Raw genomic sequence first — 13,775 nt, 5'->3', positions numbered from 1 at the left:
CACCGGCTGCTGGTATGTCGGCGCGTGGCACGTCGCGCCGGAAGGTGGCGACGAACTGCGGCCTCGGCGCCAAGTCTCTTGCGTGGTGTTACTTGGATGAGTAACTTCTTACTTGTGCGAGTAACGAGCAATACCGTACCGCTGTCCCCGGCGGCAGCGGAGCGGCGCAGGCAGATCGTGGCCGCGACGATGGAGGTGCTCGCCGAATTCGGTTACGCGCAGACGTCGTTCGCGAGGATCGCGAAGCATGCCGGTCTGAGCAGCACCAGGCTGATCTCCTATCACTTCAGCGGTAAGGAAGACCTGATGCGCGCCGTCGTCGTTGCGGCGAAAGACGCTGCGGTGGAATACATTCAGCCGCGGATTTCGGCCGCGTCCGGTCATCGGGCGCGGCTGGCGGCGTACATCACCGCCAACATGGAGTTCATGCGAGATCGAACGACCGTGCTGCGGGCACTGATCGAGCTGAACAGCAACGCACGCGCGGCGATCGGCGAGCCGTTCCTCGACGACGCGGGCGTCGACTCGCCGTTGCCGCCGCTGGAGGAAGGCCTCCGCGCGGGCCGAGCAGCGGGCGAATTCGGCGATTTCGACGCCCATGTGATGGCGGTGACGCTGCGCGCGGCCATCGACACCATCGCGATCCGCTATGCCGAGGGGCAGGTGAGCGATGTCGATTTCTATGCGACGCAACTCGTTACGTTGTTCGATCGGGCGACCGCTCCGGAAACCGTACGCGATACCGAGTGACATCGGAACGTCCATGATCGTAGAACCGAAAGGGAGTCGATGAAACTGGAACCAGGACAGGTCGCGGTGGTGACCGGCGCCGCCAATGGCATCGGACGAGCCGTGGCACAGGCGCTGTGCGACCGCGGGATTCGCGTGGTGCTCGCCGACATCGATGGCGACGCCGTCGCGAAGGTCGCCGACGAGCTCGGGCCGGACCACCTCGCGGTGCCGACGGATGTCGCCGATCCGCGACAAGTTCAGCGCCTGGCCGACGTCACCGTGGAGCGCTTCGGTCGGGTCGACCTGGTGTTCAACAACGCCGGAATGGGCGCCGGTGGACCGATCTGGGAAGTCGAGCCCGACGACTGGCAGCGCGTGTGGGCGGTCAACGTGCAGGGTGTCGTCAACGGGATGCGTGCCTTCGTCCCGCATTTCATCGCGGCGGGGCGCGGTCACGTCGTCAACACCTCGTCCCTGGCGGGCGTCACGATCGGTGTGCTCAACGCCCCCTACACCGCGAGCAAGCACGCGGTCGTCTCGCTGACCGAGGCGCTGCACGGTGAGTTGGCGGTACTCGCGCCAGGGATCGGTGCCACGGTGGTGTGCCCGGGCCCGGTCGACACGCAGATGCTGCGCGGTCTCACCGACGGCATCGGAGCGTTGCTCGGCGACGGCGACGTCCCCACGCAGCCCACCGAAGGGTGGTTGGGCACGCTCACCCCGGAGCAATGGGAGCGTCTCGCACCGGGATTCGGGGCCATCACCCAGCTGGCGAACGAGGCCATGCCCGCCGCGCGTGCCGCGGAGATCATCCTGTCGGCGGTCGAGGCCGACCGTCTCTACGTCACCACCCATCCGGACTGGGCGACACAGGCCAGCGATCGGGTCGCGAAGATCGTGGCCGACATGCAGGCGTCGGTGTAGTCCGGGCCGCGCGGCCTGCTATGTCGCTCGCCGAGGTGGTCATCTCCGCGCACGCCTCAACCGCTCGGAGACCACCTCGGCGAGCACGTTCGGCGTCGCCGGCCGCGGGTCAGTCTCGGGAAAACCTCAACGCGCGCAGGCCTTTTCGATCAGACCGACCACCGCGGCGGGGTTGTCCACCTGGACAACCAGCCGTGCGTAGCGCTCGTCGGCCAGTTCGATGACCACGGCCTTGTCGGGATCGCGAACGTCCCAGAACACTCGTTCGCCGTCGATGTGGAAGGTTCCCGCCGTGACCACGCCGGGGACATGCGTGCCTGGCGCGCGGATACCTTTGCGCTCCTTGATGATTCCGGGGTCGAGGGTCGCGCCGCGGACGTTCGCCAGCGGGATCACCAGGCTGCTCTTCAACGCCCACAGCTTGTCGAGGCCTTCGATGCGGACCACCAGATCCCCGCCGTCGATGCTGATCACTGCCATGTCGTTCTCCTTCGTTCGTACTCATCGATCGGTCTGTATTCGTCCGGTGAACTCGTCGGCGATGCGGGCCACATCGTCACCGGCGCGGGCGCGTAGCCGAAGTCCCAGCAAGGTCGCGGTCGACAATGTTCCGTCGCCAAGTGCGGCGGTGACCGCATCGAGTTCCGCGAAGGCGCCCGTCACCTCGGCGGCGACTTCCTGATCCGCCGCGCCCTGCTCGATAGCCGCCATCAGCAACAGGTCCAAACTGCCGATGCCTTCGGAAACCACTGCGGCACAGAGGATTCGCAGGGGATCGTCGGCAGCCGCGATCTCGACCAGGTTCTGCTTGCGCGCCGCTCGCAGCGCCCGCAGATACAGCCCTCGCTTGCTGCCGAAGGTGCGATACAGGCTGTGGCGGTGCACGCCGAGGTGGCCGACGAGGTCGTCGATCGACACGGCGTCGAACCCTCGCCGAGCGAAAAGCTTCGCCGCCGACTCGACGACGGCTACCTCATCGAATGTTCTCGGTCGCGCCATGCCACCACCCTATCCGGTTTGGGAACATCCAGTCAAGAACGTTTGTTCCCAAACTTGGGCGGAGATCTCTCGGGGTGCCCGAAACGCAGGGGGCTTTCCTCAGGACCGCGGTCGAGGACGCGCGCCGATCGGGCCGAATGTCGGACGTAAGATGACCGTTACCAGCCCACTCCACGAGGAGGCGGCGATGACCGAGAGCCCACGATCGATCGCCGAAAGCGACATCAAGCTCCCGCCGGGTGCGGACCGGGAGCGATTCTCCGGCTACGGGGTGATGGGGATGCCCTTCGCCAGCGGCCACTATTTGGCGCTGCGGCACTTCCCCGCCAGCTCGGTCGGCGCCGGATACGACGCGGTCTGGTATCGAAACCCGGCCGGGGAATGGGTGATCTACAGCAGTGTCGCCCCGGAGGCCAGCTGCGCCCGCTATTTCAGCGCGGCACTCGTAGACGCGCGGGTCGCGGACATCTCGGTGACCTGGACGGGTCCGTCGGCGTTCACGGTCGAGGTGGGGGACGACATCGTGTGGGACCTCGAGCTCGGCCGGTCCGCGGCGACGGCGGCGATGACAAGTCTCGGCCGGATGATGCCCGCGAGCTGGCGGCAGCGGCCCGCCGTTCTGGCGCTCATGTCGCGCGTCGCCGGTCCCGCGCTGGGTGTCGGGCGGGTGCGGCTCAGCGGCACTTCGCCGAACGGGCAGTGGTTCCGGGCCGATCCGCGGATGCTGTGGCCGGTCGAGAACGGCCGCGCGCGCATCGGCGGAATCGATATCGGCCCGCCGGGGCCGCTGGCGGAGCAGGCGAAGCTGGGTGATTTCTGGTTGCCGCAACGCGGCATGTTCGCCGTCGGCGAGACGTATTTCGAGCCGTACGACGCGACGCGGCATCAGGCGGCGCGCCCCGGCGCATGACGGCGGCGCCGGCCCTCACCATCCGCCGTCGAACAACGCCGCGAGCGCCGGTCCCGGATCCGCCGCGGTGGTCGTATTCGCGACGACGACAAGGATCGCGGCCAGCGACGACAACGTCGCGAGGACACCGAACGACCCGTGCACACGCCTCGCTCGCGCGTCCGTCGTTCTCGCGAATCGCTTCCATGCCACCACATTCAGGCCGAGCAGAACGATCGCCACGACAGCGGCGATCACGGCCATCGCCACGTGATAGTGCGCGAAGTCGCTGATCATCACCGCCAGAGGGGGAGTTTCGCCACCCGCACTCGAGGATTCGGCCAGTCGCTGCCCGACCTGATCGAGCGTCTCGGCGAGCTCACCGTCGGTGTCGCCGCCCGTCAACATCGGCAACAGCGAGGCATAGGGCGCCAGCGCGCCCTGCACATTGGCCATCACCGCCAGCAACGAGAACACCGCGAGCGCCGTGACGATCACCGCGGCCGACGCGAAGGCAGTATTCCCCGCACCCGAACCGCGGGCCCGGAGGAACACCCGCCACAGCAGAACGCCGAGCCAGACGAGCACGATCAGCAAGAGCGCGGCGAGCACTCCCTTGACCACGTGGTACCGAAACCAGTAATCCACAACGCTTTCCAAGGCCGGGGAAAACTCCCGATCGCCGGAACGCCAGTACTCGACGAACGCCACGCGGAAGGCATCGCGGACAGCGCGTTCGTCTTCGAAACTCCCCGCCAGCATGCGCGGAGCGACGACGAACCCGACCGCGAGGAGCACGGCGAGAGCGCCGAGCACACCGAGTGCGCGACCGGATCGCGACCGGGTCAACGGTGTGGACAAGTAGGTCCCTTCGGCTCGAGCAAAGGAATCCCAGGCCGACCCCGAAAGGTCGGCCTGGGATTCACCACGACAACTCAGCGGAGGTCGAAGCGATCGTTCTCGACCACCTTGACCCACGCTGCCACGAAGTCGTTCACGAACTTCGCCTGGGAGTCCTGCTGCGCGTACACCTCGGCGATCGCACGCAGCACCGAATGCGACCCGAAGATCAGGTCGTTGGCGGTCGCGGTCCACTTGGACTCGCCGGTGCGCCGGTCGGAGCCTTCGTACACGTTCTCCGCCGACTCGGACGCCTTCCACTCCGTGCCCTGGTCGAGGAGGTTGACGAAGAAGTCGTTCGTCAACGTGCCGGGCCGGTCGGTGAAGACGCCGTGCTCGGTGCCGCCGTAGTTGGCGCCGAGGGCGCGCATGCCGCCGATCAGCACGGTCAGCTCGGGAGCCGTCAGATCGAGCATGTACGCCCGGTCGACCAGCAGGCGCTCCAGCGGAGCCTTCTCGCCGGTCCGCACATAGTTGCGGAATCCGTCGGCCCGCGGTTCGAGCACCGCGAACGACTCCACGTCGGTGTTCTCCTGCGTCGCGTCGGTGCGTCCCGGTGAGAAGGGCACCGTGACCTCGTGGCCCGCGTCCTTGGCCGCCTTCTCCACCGCCGCGGACCCGGCGAGGATGATCAGGTCGGCCAGCGAGACCTTCTTGCCGCCGGAGGCCGAGCTGTTGAAACGCTGCTGGATCTGCTCGAGCACGGGCAGCACCTTTGCCAGCTCGGCCGGTTCGTTGACCTCCCAGTTCTTCTGGGGCTCCAGCCGAATACGGGCGCCGTTGGCGCCGCCGCGCTTGTCGGTGCTGCGGAAGCTCGCGGCCGACGCCCACGCGGTCTTGACCAGCTGGGAGACCGAAAGCCCGGACTCGAGCACCTCGCCCTTGAGGGTCGCGATGTCCTGCTCGTCGATCAGCTCGTGGTCGACGTCGGGCACCGGGTCCTGCCACAGCTGCGGTTCGGCGACCCACGGACCGAGGTAGCGGCTGATCGGTCCCATGTCGCGGTGCAGCAGCTTGTACCACGCCTTGGCGAACGCCTCGGCGAGTTCCTCGGGGTGCTCCAACCAGCGACTGGTGATCTCGCGGTAGATCGGGTCTTCGCGCAGCGACAGATCCGTGGTCAGCATGGTCGGGGTCCGCGCGGGGCCGCCGAACGGATCCGGGATCGCGCCTTCGCCCGCGCCGTCCTTCGGCTTCCACTGCCACGCACCGGCGGGGCTCTTGGTGAGCTCCCACTCGTAGCCGTACAGGTTCTGCAGGAAGCCGTTGCCCCACTTGGTCGGGGTGGCGGTCCAGACGACCTCCAAGCCGCTGGTGATGGCGTCCTTGCCCTTGCCGGTGCCGTAGGCGCTCTTCCAGCCGAGGCCCTGCTGCTCGATCGGAGCGGCTTCGGGTTCGGCGCCGACCAGGCCAGCGTCGCCCGCGCCGTGGGTCTTGCCGAAGCTGTGCCCGCCGACGATCAGCGCGGCGGTCTCCTCGTCGTTCATCGCCATGCGGCCGAACGTCTCGCGGATGTCGCGCGCGGCGGCCACCGGGTCGGGCCTGCCGTTAGGGCCTTCCGGGTTCACGTAGATCAGGCCCATCTGGACCGCGCCGAACGGGCTCGCCAGCTCGCGGTCGCCGCTGTAGCGCTCGTCACCGAGCCAGGTGTCCTCCGGGCCCCAGAAGACCTCTTCCGGCTCCCAGATGTCGGGACGGCCGAAGCCGAAGCCGAAGGTCTGGAAACCCATCGACTCCAGCGCCACGTTGCCTGCGAACACCAGCAGGTCGGCCCACGAGATCTTGTTGCCGTACTTCTGCTTCACCGGCCACAGCAGCCGGCGAGCCTTGTCGAGGTTGGCGTTGTCCGGCCAGCTGTTGAGCGGCGCGAAGCGCTGGGCGCCCTGCCCGCCGCCGCCTCGTCCGTCGGCGATGCGGTAGGTGCCCGCCGCGTGCCAGCTCATCCGGATGAACAGGCCACCGTAGTTGCCGTAATCGGCGGGCCACCAGTCCTGCGAATCGGTCAGGACCGCGGCGACATCGGCCTTGAGGGCGTCGACGTCGAGTTTCTTGAACTCCTCCGCGTAGTCGAAGTCCTCGCCGAGCGGGTTGGACTTGGACGAGTGGGCGTGCAGCACCGAGACATCGATCTGCTCCGGCCACCAGTCTTTGTTGGAGCGTGGGCGATGTTCGGTCTTCTGCGTGGGGGAGGGGATCGCCGGGTTCTCGGTCTCGCTCGTGCTTCGAGTTCCGGTGTCCGGAGCGGGTGGACGACTATCTGATGTCACGACATTCCTTCCTGAATGAGGTGCGGGCTGCGATCAGGGACGTTGAGATGCGGCGCAGTCGGGACACAGACCCCAGTAGATGACCTCGGCCTCGTCGATGGCGAAGCCGTGATCCTCGGATGCGGTCAGACAAGGGGCATGGCCGATCGCGCAGTCGACATCGGCGATCGACCCGCACGCCCGGCACACGACGTGGTGGTGGTTGTCGCCGACCCTCGACTCGTAACGAGCCACGGAGCCGGACGGCTGGATGCATCGGATGAGGCCCGCCGCGGTGAGCGTGCGCAGCGAGTCGTACACCGCCTGGTGCGACACCGCCGACAGGCGCGACCGCACGGCGCGGATGATCGAATCCGTGTCGGCGTGCGGGTGATCGTGCACCGCGCCAAGCACCGCGACTCGCGGAGCGGTCACGCGGAGCGAAGCTCCCTGCAGCATCTGCTGGAATTCCTCGGCAGTGTGCACGGACGAAAGTCTTGTCCCTTTTCTGGAACGAGTCAAGCATTTGTCTGGCGGGAGGTCCGTCCCCCGACGTCGCCGTGCGGAGGACGGACCGCTTCCCCGACGGCCGCGAAACGCCGCCACGTTCGCGGGCCGACTCGACCCTAGCCGCCGACCTCGGAATCGGCGTGCATCGACACCGCGCGGGTCGAAATTCGTCGAACCCGTTGTGCCCCTGCTCTCTGTCGGTGGCAGTCGTCGCCGCGCGTGTGACAAGATCGCCCGGTTCGTCGAGCTGTGCGCAGGAGGCTTTCGCTTGGATCTACGCTTGGGACCCAACAGATCTCATCGGATCCGGCGTGCTGTGCTCGCGCTCGCGGTCGGGGTCGGAGTGCTCGGTGTACCCGTGTCGGCGTCCGCGGAGGACGTCGCCGACTCCTACGTCGACCGCCTGTCCGAGGCCGCGAACACCCCGGCGCTGGGGTGGTCCGACTGCCAGGACGGCTTCCAGTGCGCGTCCGCGAAGGTGCCGCTGGACTACAACCAGCCGCACGGACAGCAGATCGAGTTGGCGGTGATCAAGCTGCCCGCCGCCGATCCGAGTCGGCGCATCGGCACCCTGTTCGTCAACTTCGGCGGCCCCGGCCCGTCCGGCGTGAACCGCCTGCGGGAACGGGCGCGGTGGCCGTGGTTGTTCTCCGATGAGCTGCGCGCGCGGTTCGATGTGGTCTCCTGGGACAGCCGAGCGGTGGCCCGCAGTGCGGCGGCCCGCTGTTTCCCGACGGTGGACGAACAAACGGCCTTCCTCGGCGCCATGCCCGAGATGCCAACGGCCCCTGGCGAAGAGGCGCCGTTCTACGACTGGTCCAAGGAGTTCGCCGACCGTTGCGAGCGGCACGCAGGCCCGATACTGAACCACGCCTCGACCGCCAACACCGCGCGGGATCTGGACCTGTTGCGCCGCGCCGTCGGCGATCCGAAGCTGACCTACCACGGCATCTCCTACGGCACCCAGCTCGGCGCGATCTACGCGAACATGTATCCCGGCCGGGTGCGGGCGATGGTCTTCGACGGATCGATGGACTTCGAGGGCAACGTCAACGGTCATGGCGGGCAAGGCACGACGGTTCCGCTGGACACTCGGCAGGGCGTGGCCGACGCGATCGCCGCCACCTTCGACGCCTTCCTGCGGCAGTGTTCGGCGGCCGGGCCGCGGTGCGCGTTCTCCTCCGGCGATCCGAGACTCAAATGGACGGTGCTCGCGGAGCGGGCTCGCCTTGCGCCCATCAGGCTCGACGGCCAGACCTGGACATACGCGGCGGTCCTCAATGCCGCGGCCGGTCTTTCGCAGCCGTCCACCTATCCGGACCTCGCCGCGCTGTTGCAGAAGTTGTTCGACGCGGGCACCACCGTCCCCGGCGTGCTTCCGGTCGCGCGCGGCGAGTCCTACCTGGGCAACCGCACCGAGGCGTACCACGCGATCCAGTGCGCCGACAGCGTCGTGCCGACCGACACCGGCGTCTACAGTCGCGCGGCGATATCGGAAGATCGGCGGGTGCCGCACTTCGGTCGGATCGCCGTCTTCGGCAACACCACGTGCGCGTTCTGGCAAGGCCACGACGCCGACCGGTACACCGGACCGTGGAACCGCCGCACCGCCGCGCCGATCCTGGTGCTCAACAGCAGATTCGACCCCGCGACGTCATTGTCCGGCGCTTACGCGGGCGCCGCCCAACTCGCCGAGGCCCGGGTGGTGGTGATCGAAGGCGCCGGGCACAGCAGCATGTTCGTGGCGAGCACCTGTGCGGAGCGAACCAAGCGGGAGTACCTGTTCACCGGCGAACTCCCACCGGAAGGCACCGTCTGCGCCGTCGACGAGTCGCCCTTCGACTGACCGCTGCGGGTGTGACCGCCGCGCCGTTCGCCGTGGGCGCCGGTGCCCTCGCGAGCAGGTCGAGCGCGCGGTCTAGTCGGGTAGGCCGACCGTTTGGTCGCAGCTTTCCGGCGGGTCGACCAGTTCGCATTCGGCAGGGGGACGAGTGGGCCGGTAGCCGGTCGGGACGCCGCCGGATCGGATGATCGTGCGGTAGGTGTCGACGGCGTCCGTCGGTCGGCGGGCGAGCGTGGGATCGGTGCGAACGTCGACGGTGTAGAGGCCGAAACGCGGTGTGTAGGAACCCCATTCGTAGTTGTCGGTGAGGCTCCAGTAGTTGTAGCCGATCAGGTCGATGCCGTCGGCCTTGGCGCGCTGCAACCAATAGACGGTATCGCGGAGGTGTTCGGAGCGGGTGTAACCGTCGGCGCGCTGGCCGGCGTTCTCGGTGGGCATGCCGTTCTCCACGACGTACAGCGGGCGGTCCGGGAACAGGCGGGCGTAGTGCCGCAGCGCGTAGTAGATGCCCTCGGTGCGAATCGGCAACTCCCAGATGGCCGGACCCTGGTTCGAGCCACCCTGTACCGACTGACCGGACTCCGGCAGCACCGCGAAATAGTAGTCGACGCCGATGAAGTCGAGCTTGTCCGCGATGCGGTCGACCATCGGCTGGTTGACCTCGGTCTCGGCGCCCGCCACGTAGCCGAGGTTGCTGGTGACCTGTGCGTCGGGCGCGGCGTGGTGGATGATGTCGTAGATCGTGTTGTGGGCCTGAGCCATTCGGTCCAGCATCGCGGGCGCTTCGTCGACGGTGATGGCGCCGATCCGCAGCTCGGTGCCGACATAGGCGGCGGGCTCGTTGAACGTGACCCACAGGGGGTTGCGAGAGGCGTAGCGGTCCACCACCTTTCGCATATTGGCCAGCCAGTCCTCGACGATCCCTGGATTGCGCCAGCCGCCGCGATCGCTCACCCAGCCCGGGTAGACCCAGTGGTCCAAAGTCAGCATCGGTCGCATACCGGCCGCGACGATCCGGTCGATCACATCGTCGTAGAACCGGAATGCCGACGCGTCCCACACTCCCGGTTCCGGCTGGAGCCGGGCCCATTCGATGCCGATCCGGTACACCTGAACGCCGAGCCGGGCGGCCAGATCTATATCGGAGGGATGGCGGTTCAGGAAGTCGACCGAATTCTGGTACTCGTCTCCGGCCTCGCCCGAGTCGATGTATCGGGTCCAATTGCTGTCCGGCGCATGTCCTTCGGACTGGAAGCCGGATGACGCGACTCCCCAGAGGAACTCGTCGCCGAACGGCGCGACGGTCGCGTGCGCCGAGGGAGTCGCCCCCGGTGCGAGCACCGCGGTCGCGATCATGGCGAGGGTGACGAGGGCGTATCCGCACTTCCGTGTTCGCATGGAGCTCCTGTCCCCGTCCGGAACTACTCGGTCGTGCCGATGATCCGTCACTGTAGCTGTCGGATAGCTAGCCCGTCAGCGTAGCTGTCGGATTGCTGGATTTACGGGCGCCGCGCCGTGTCGCCCGGCTGATCGCGGTACCGGGCAGATCACAACAATCCGAAAATGGCAATCACACGACGCTATCGAGATCGACTCGGTTGCCTACCGGTCGTGCCCGATTTGCCACGTTGGGGGAGAGGGCCGCTTCAGAATGATCAAAAACACCTTCGGGTCAGCTCGGACTTTCGTGTCGCCCATGCGCGCCCCCTCGCCCCGCGGACGGCACGTCCCAACTACCGGGTGAGGGAAAGGCAGGTCTGATTCATGAAGTCCCAGAGACGACTTCGGCCCGTGGCGCGGATCGCGCTGCTGATCGGCGCGGCGGTCACCGGACTCGCCGTCGCCGCCCCGGCGCAGGGTGAACCGCTGTGGCCCGGTGGACCCGACATCCCTGGCGTGCCCCCGTTGGTCCTGCCCCCGCTGGTTCCGCCCGCGCCGGTGGTGGCGCCGTGCACGGCCGAGGCGGCGCGCGGGTGTATGCGGTTGTCGACGAACGAGGCGTGGCTGATGGACAACGGCAGGGTCGTCTACGGCCCGACCCCGATCTCGCACGGCAGGCCTGGCTTCCGGACCCGCGTCGGCGTCTTCGACGTCGACTTCAAGCGCGAGGACCATTGGAGCACCATGCACCACGTCTGGATGAAGTACGCGGTGTTCTTCGACGGCGACATCGCCACCCACATCGGCCCGATCGAAGAGGAGTCGCACGGGTGCATCCGCATGACACCCGACGGCGCGCGGGAATTCTTCGACTACCTCTCACCCGGTGACATCATCGAGGTCGTGCCGTAACGACGCCTCAGGCCCTTGCGCAGATCCTGGAACTGCGCGCGAATCAACCACGACGGCAGCCGATTCGACACCGGTGATCCGCTCAGCGCGTGGTTGCCCGCCGCAGCGACGCGTCGAGCTCTCGCATGAGCTCGCCCGCGCGCCCGCCGCCACCGGGGGCATTCGGGTAACGCGCGAGCACGGCCACCACGACGGGATTCGCCAAACCTGCTGTCTTCTCGATGTATTCGGCGGCCACGCTCTGGGTGTCATCGGCGTCGAGCTCGAGCGCCCGGGCGGCGTCGGCGGCCGATCCGAGGATGTGCTCGACCTGTGTCGCCTTGGCCAGCGGGTGCAGGTACGCGGCTGCCGCCGCGTGTCCGGGGGAACTTCAGCTGTCGCGAGGACGTAGGGCGTCGGGCTTGTGTACCGCGTCGCGGTCGGACTTCTCGCTGCGCACCCGGTACTGCGGATCGTCCTCGGACGCCCGGACCGTGCGCCCCGCCGCCTCGGTGTCGGAAGTGATCTTTTCCTCCACCGTGCCCTCGGCGGTGCTGCCGTGGCTGTTCCATTCGACCTGCTCGCCCTTGCGGAATTCGCGCTCACTCATCGGTCTGCCTTTCGCTCGATCGCGTGCGCCGGCGCACCCACTCGACGCTGTGCGACGGCTGGTGGTCAGTTCGTCGGCGGCATCAGCACCTTGTCGATCAGGTACACCGTCGCGTTCGAGGTCTGAACCCCGCCGCAGAGCACTTCGGCGTCGGCGACCTGGATGTCGTCGCCGGATCGTGTCACGGTGACTTCGGCGCCCTGCACCGTCTTGTGGGTGCCCGCGACCTGGTCCGCGGCGAGCCGACCGGGCACCGCGTGGTAGGTCAGCACGGTCGTCAGCGCCTGCGCGTCGGTCTTCAACGATTCGATCGCCGCCGGATCCACCGCGGCGAACGCGTCGTCGACGGGGGCGAAGAGGGTGAACTCGCCGGAATTGAGGGTGTCGACCAAGTTGACCTGCGGGTTCAACTGTCCGGATACGGCGGCCGTCAGCGTGGTCAGCAGCGGATTGTTCGACGCCGCCACCGCGGCCGGTTCTTGCGCCATGCCCTCGATGGATCCGGGCCCCGTCGGGACTTGCTCGGCGTACGCCGCACACCCCGGCCCGACCAATCCGGCGGCCGGGTCGCCGCTGGGCGCCGTTGTTCCCGGTGGTGCCGTCGTCTGCATGGCGGTGGTGGTCTGCTGCGCGGTCGGCGCCGAGTCCGTGTCGTCGTCGGTGCAGGCCGCCGCGGCAGCGAAGGTCAGCAGGATTGTCGCCAATACGGCTTTCGTGTTGTTCATGTCGTTCACCACTTGTCTCGGGCGGCTGGTCGCCGCGATCGCCGTCGATTCGTTCCCCTCGTGTTCATCGCTTTCTTCCAGGCCAACCGTACCACTAAACGATGCACTAACGATGCATAATGAAGAAGACGGTTCCTGTCAGCGAGGAGGGTTGGTGACTCCCAACGGTGCGATGCCCGGATTCGACCCGGCCGCGGCCGCGTCGTCCCCGACCGGCCGCGGGTCCCGAGCCCGAACGCCGGGCGGGCGGCGCGAGCTCGTGCCCGCGGGTCCCGCTCCCGAGGTGCTCGGGTACTCGGTCCGCGCGGTAGCCGATCGCCTCGGCATCCCGACAGCGACGCTGCGCAGCTGGAACCGCCGCTACGACATCGGCCCCAGCGGCCACGAGCCCGGAAAGCATCGGCGCTACAGCGAATCCGACATCGCGGCACTGCGGCGGATGCTCGCGCTGGTCCGCGCGGGCGTGAGTCCGGCAGGTGCGGCGGCCGTGGTGACCGAGCGGCGGCGAATCACGGCCGTGCGCGGGGATTGGCGGCCGCTGTCGACCGCGGCGTTCGCGCTCGATACCGAGGCGGTGTCGATGCTGCTCACCGCGCATCTGCTCGCGTACGGTGTGGTCGACACCTGGAACCTGTTGTGCCGCCCCGTCTTCGCTGCGATCGTCGCTCGGCAGCACGCGGGCGAGGGCTGCGTCGACGTCGAGCACCTGCTGTCGTGGTCGATCACCGCGGTCCTGCACAGCTATGTCCCACCCACCGCGCCGACGAAGGCCCAGGCCGCGGTGCTGGCATGCACGGGCGGTGAGACCCATGTGCTCCCGCTGGAGACCCTGCGCGCCGCGCTCGCCGAGCGCGGCGTTCGCGCCTGGATGCTCGGCGCCGATGTGCCCACCGCGGCCCTCGCCGATGCCCTCGCGCGCACCGAGTGCCGCCCCGACGTGGTGCTCTGGTCGCAGCACGAGTCAACGGCGCTGACATCGGCGGTACGCGCCTGCGCGGCGGCGGGCGCCCGAGTGTTCGTCGGCGGACCGGGCTGGGACTCGGTCGTCCTTCCGGCCGAGGCGACTCCGGTGACCACGCTGGCCGACGCCGTCGATCGGATAGCCGGTCCTCGTGGCCGACCATAA

At 68.0% G+C, this 13,775-nt stretch carries 15 protein-coding genes; 6 read left to right on the top strand and 9 right to left on the bottom strand.

Going from position 1 to position 13,775, the window contains the following annotated elements:
* Nucleotides 1-24: 24 nt before the first annotated feature.
* Both CRP45_RS06120 and CRP45_RS06115 read left to right on the top strand, forming a co-directional pair.
* Nucleotides 25-750 (top strand): TetR/AcrR family transcriptional regulator, encoded by a 726-nt coding sequence (locus CRP45_RS06120; protein WP_143861359.1) that lies wholly within the window; start codon nucleotides 25-27, stop codon nucleotides 748-750.
* Nucleotides 751-789: 39 nt separating this feature from the next.
* Nucleotides 790-1,656 carry an SDR family oxidoreductase gene (locus CRP45_RS06115; RefSeq protein ID WP_067783096.1) on the top strand — a complete coding sequence of 289 codons (867 nt, stop codon included), beginning with the start codon at nucleotides 790-792 and terminating at the stop codon, nucleotides 1,654-1,656.
* Nucleotides 1,657-1,782: 126 nt separating this feature from the next.
* On the opposite strand, the gene CRP45_RS06110 is transcribed toward CRP45_RS06115, so the two are convergent.
* Both CRP45_RS06110 and CRP45_RS06105 read right to left on the bottom strand, forming a co-directional pair.
* Nucleotides 1,783-2,136, bottom strand: a complete 354-nt coding sequence (locus CRP45_RS06110; protein ID WP_097244136.1) for a hypothetical protein — start codon at nucleotides 2,134-2,136, stop codon at nucleotides 1,783-1,785.
* Between the two features lie 21 nt (nucleotides 2,137-2,157).
* Nucleotides 2,158-2,655 (bottom strand): TetR/AcrR family transcriptional regulator, encoded by a 498-nt coding sequence (locus CRP45_RS06105; RefSeq protein ID WP_097244135.1) that lies wholly within the window; start codon nucleotides 2,653-2,655, stop codon nucleotides 2,158-2,160.
* Between the two features lie 187 nt (nucleotides 2,656-2,842).
* Here CRP45_RS06105 and CRP45_RS06100 point away from each other — a divergent pair, with 187 nt between their 5' ends.
* Nucleotides 2,843-3,565, top strand: coding sequence for a hypothetical protein (locus CRP45_RS06100; RefSeq protein ID WP_097244605.1), 723 nt, complete (start codon nucleotides 2,843-2,845; stop codon nucleotides 3,563-3,565).
* A gap of 15 nt (nucleotides 3,566-3,580) precedes the next feature.
* Here the strand turns inward: CRP45_RS06100 and CRP45_RS06095 are convergent, their stop codons facing one another.
* From CRP45_RS06095 to CRP45_RS06085, 3 genes are all read right to left on the bottom strand, one after another.
* A complete protein-coding gene (locus CRP45_RS06095) occupies nucleotides 3,581-4,405 on the bottom strand; it encodes a hypothetical protein (RefSeq protein ID WP_218841087.1) in 825 nt (274 codons plus the stop codon).
* 74 nt (nucleotides 4,406-4,479) lie between these two features.
* Nucleotides 4,480-6,711: a catalase/peroxidase HPI gene (katG, locus tag CRP45_RS06090; protein ID WP_097244134.1), complete on the bottom strand. Its 2,232-nt coding sequence runs from the start codon at nucleotides 6,709-6,711 to the stop codon at nucleotides 4,480-4,482.
* 33 nt (nucleotides 6,712-6,744) lie between these two features.
* Nucleotides 6,745-7,149, bottom strand: coding sequence for a Fur family transcriptional regulator (locus CRP45_RS06085; protein WP_174554798.1), 405 nt, complete (start codon nucleotides 7,147-7,149; stop codon nucleotides 6,745-6,747).
* Between the two features lie 409 nt (nucleotides 7,150-7,558).
* Here CRP45_RS06085 and CRP45_RS06080 point away from each other — a divergent pair, with 409 nt between their 5' ends.
* Nucleotides 7,559-9,046 carry an alpha/beta fold hydrolase gene (locus tag CRP45_RS06080; RefSeq protein WP_245909940.1) on the top strand — a complete coding sequence of 496 codons (1,488 nt, stop codon included), beginning with the start codon at nucleotides 7,559-7,561 and terminating at the stop codon, nucleotides 9,044-9,046.
* 72 nt (nucleotides 9,047-9,118) lie between these two features.
* Here the strand turns inward: CRP45_RS06080 and CRP45_RS06075 are convergent, their stop codons facing one another.
* A complete protein-coding gene (locus tag CRP45_RS06075) occupies nucleotides 9,119-10,441 on the bottom strand; it encodes a family 1 glycosylhydrolase (RefSeq protein WP_097244133.1) in 1,323 nt (440 codons plus the stop codon).
* A 366-nt stretch (nucleotides 10,442-10,807) separates the two neighbouring features.
* Between CRP45_RS06075 and CRP45_RS06070 the strand changes: the two genes are divergently transcribed.
* Nucleotides 10,808-11,335 carry a L,D-transpeptidase gene (locus CRP45_RS06070; RefSeq protein WP_084482780.1) on the top strand — a complete coding sequence of 176 codons (528 nt, stop codon included), beginning with the start codon at nucleotides 10,808-10,810 and terminating at the stop codon, nucleotides 11,333-11,335.
* Between the two features lie 82 nt (nucleotides 11,336-11,417).
* Here the strand turns inward: CRP45_RS06070 and CRP45_RS33690 are convergent, their stop codons facing one another.
* The 3 genes from CRP45_RS33690 to CRP45_RS06055 form a co-directional block, all read right to left on the bottom strand.
* Entirely contained in the window at nucleotides 11,418-11,573 is a 156-nt protein-coding gene (locus tag CRP45_RS33690) for a hypothetical protein (protein WP_179830771.1), read from the bottom strand.
* Nucleotides 11,574-11,705: 132 nt separating this feature from the next.
* Nucleotides 11,706-11,924, bottom strand: a complete 219-nt coding sequence (locus CRP45_RS06060; protein WP_097244132.1) for a hypervirulence associated TUDOR domain-containing protein — start codon at nucleotides 11,922-11,924, stop codon at nucleotides 11,706-11,708.
* Between the two features lie 65 nt (nucleotides 11,925-11,989).
* Complete coding sequence (locus CRP45_RS06055; protein ID WP_067783889.1) at nucleotides 11,990-12,649, bottom strand: fasciclin domain-containing protein; 660 nt, start codon at nucleotides 12,647-12,649, stop codon at nucleotides 11,990-11,992.
* Nucleotides 12,650-12,803: 154 nt separating this feature from the next.
* On the opposite strand from CRP45_RS06055, the gene CRP45_RS06050 reads away from it, so the two are divergent.
* The gene (locus tag CRP45_RS06050) at nucleotides 12,804-13,775 is read left to right on the top strand and encodes a MerR family transcriptional regulator (protein ID WP_245909939.1); all 972 of its coding nucleotides are present in this window, start codon (nucleotides 12,804-12,806) and stop codon (nucleotides 13,773-13,775) included.

It is taken from the genome of Nocardia amikacinitolerans, from assembly GCF_900215415.1.
In the GTDB taxonomy this organism is placed as follows: domain Bacteria; phylum Actinomycetota; class Actinomycetes; order Mycobacteriales; family Mycobacteriaceae; genus Nocardia; species Nocardia amikacinitolerans.
Note: the sequence above shows the minus strand (reverse complement) of the source record. Positions and strands in the feature narration are given on the sequence as shown.

Coding starts and splice junctions, on each gene's coding strand:
- CRP45_RS06115 (WP_067783096.1), top strand. CDS start 790: ATGAAACTGGAACCAGGACAGGTCGCGGTGGTGACCGGCGCCGCCAAT.
- CRP45_RS06110 (WP_097244136.1), bottom strand. CDS start 2,136: ATGGCAGTGATCAGCATCGACGGCGGGGATCTGGTGGTCCGCATCGAA.
- CRP45_RS06105 (WP_097244135.1), bottom strand. CDS start 2,655: ATGGCGCGACCGAGAACATTCGATGAGGTAGCCGTCGTCGAGTCGGCG.
- CRP45_RS06100 (WP_097244605.1), top strand. CDS start 2,843: ATGACCGAGAGCCCACGATCGATCGCCGAAAGCGACATCAAGCTCCCG.
- CRP45_RS06085 (WP_174554798.1), bottom strand. CDS start 7,149: ATGCTGCAGGGAGCTTCGCTCCGCGTGACCGCTCCGCGAGTCGCGGTG.
- CRP45_RS06075 (WP_097244133.1), bottom strand. CDS start 10,441: ATGCGAACACGGAAGTGCGGATACGCCCTCGTCACCCTCGCCATGATC.
- CRP45_RS06070 (WP_084482780.1), top strand. CDS start 10,808: ATGAAGTCCCAGAGACGACTTCGGCCCGTGGCGCGGATCGCGCTGCTG.
- CRP45_RS06060 (WP_097244132.1), bottom strand. CDS start 11,924: ATGAGTGAGCGCGAATTCCGCAAGGGCGAGCAGGTCGAATGGAACAGC.
- CRP45_RS06055 (WP_067783889.1), bottom strand. CDS start 12,649: ATGAACAACACGAAAGCCGTATTGGCGACAATCCTGCTGACCTTCGCT.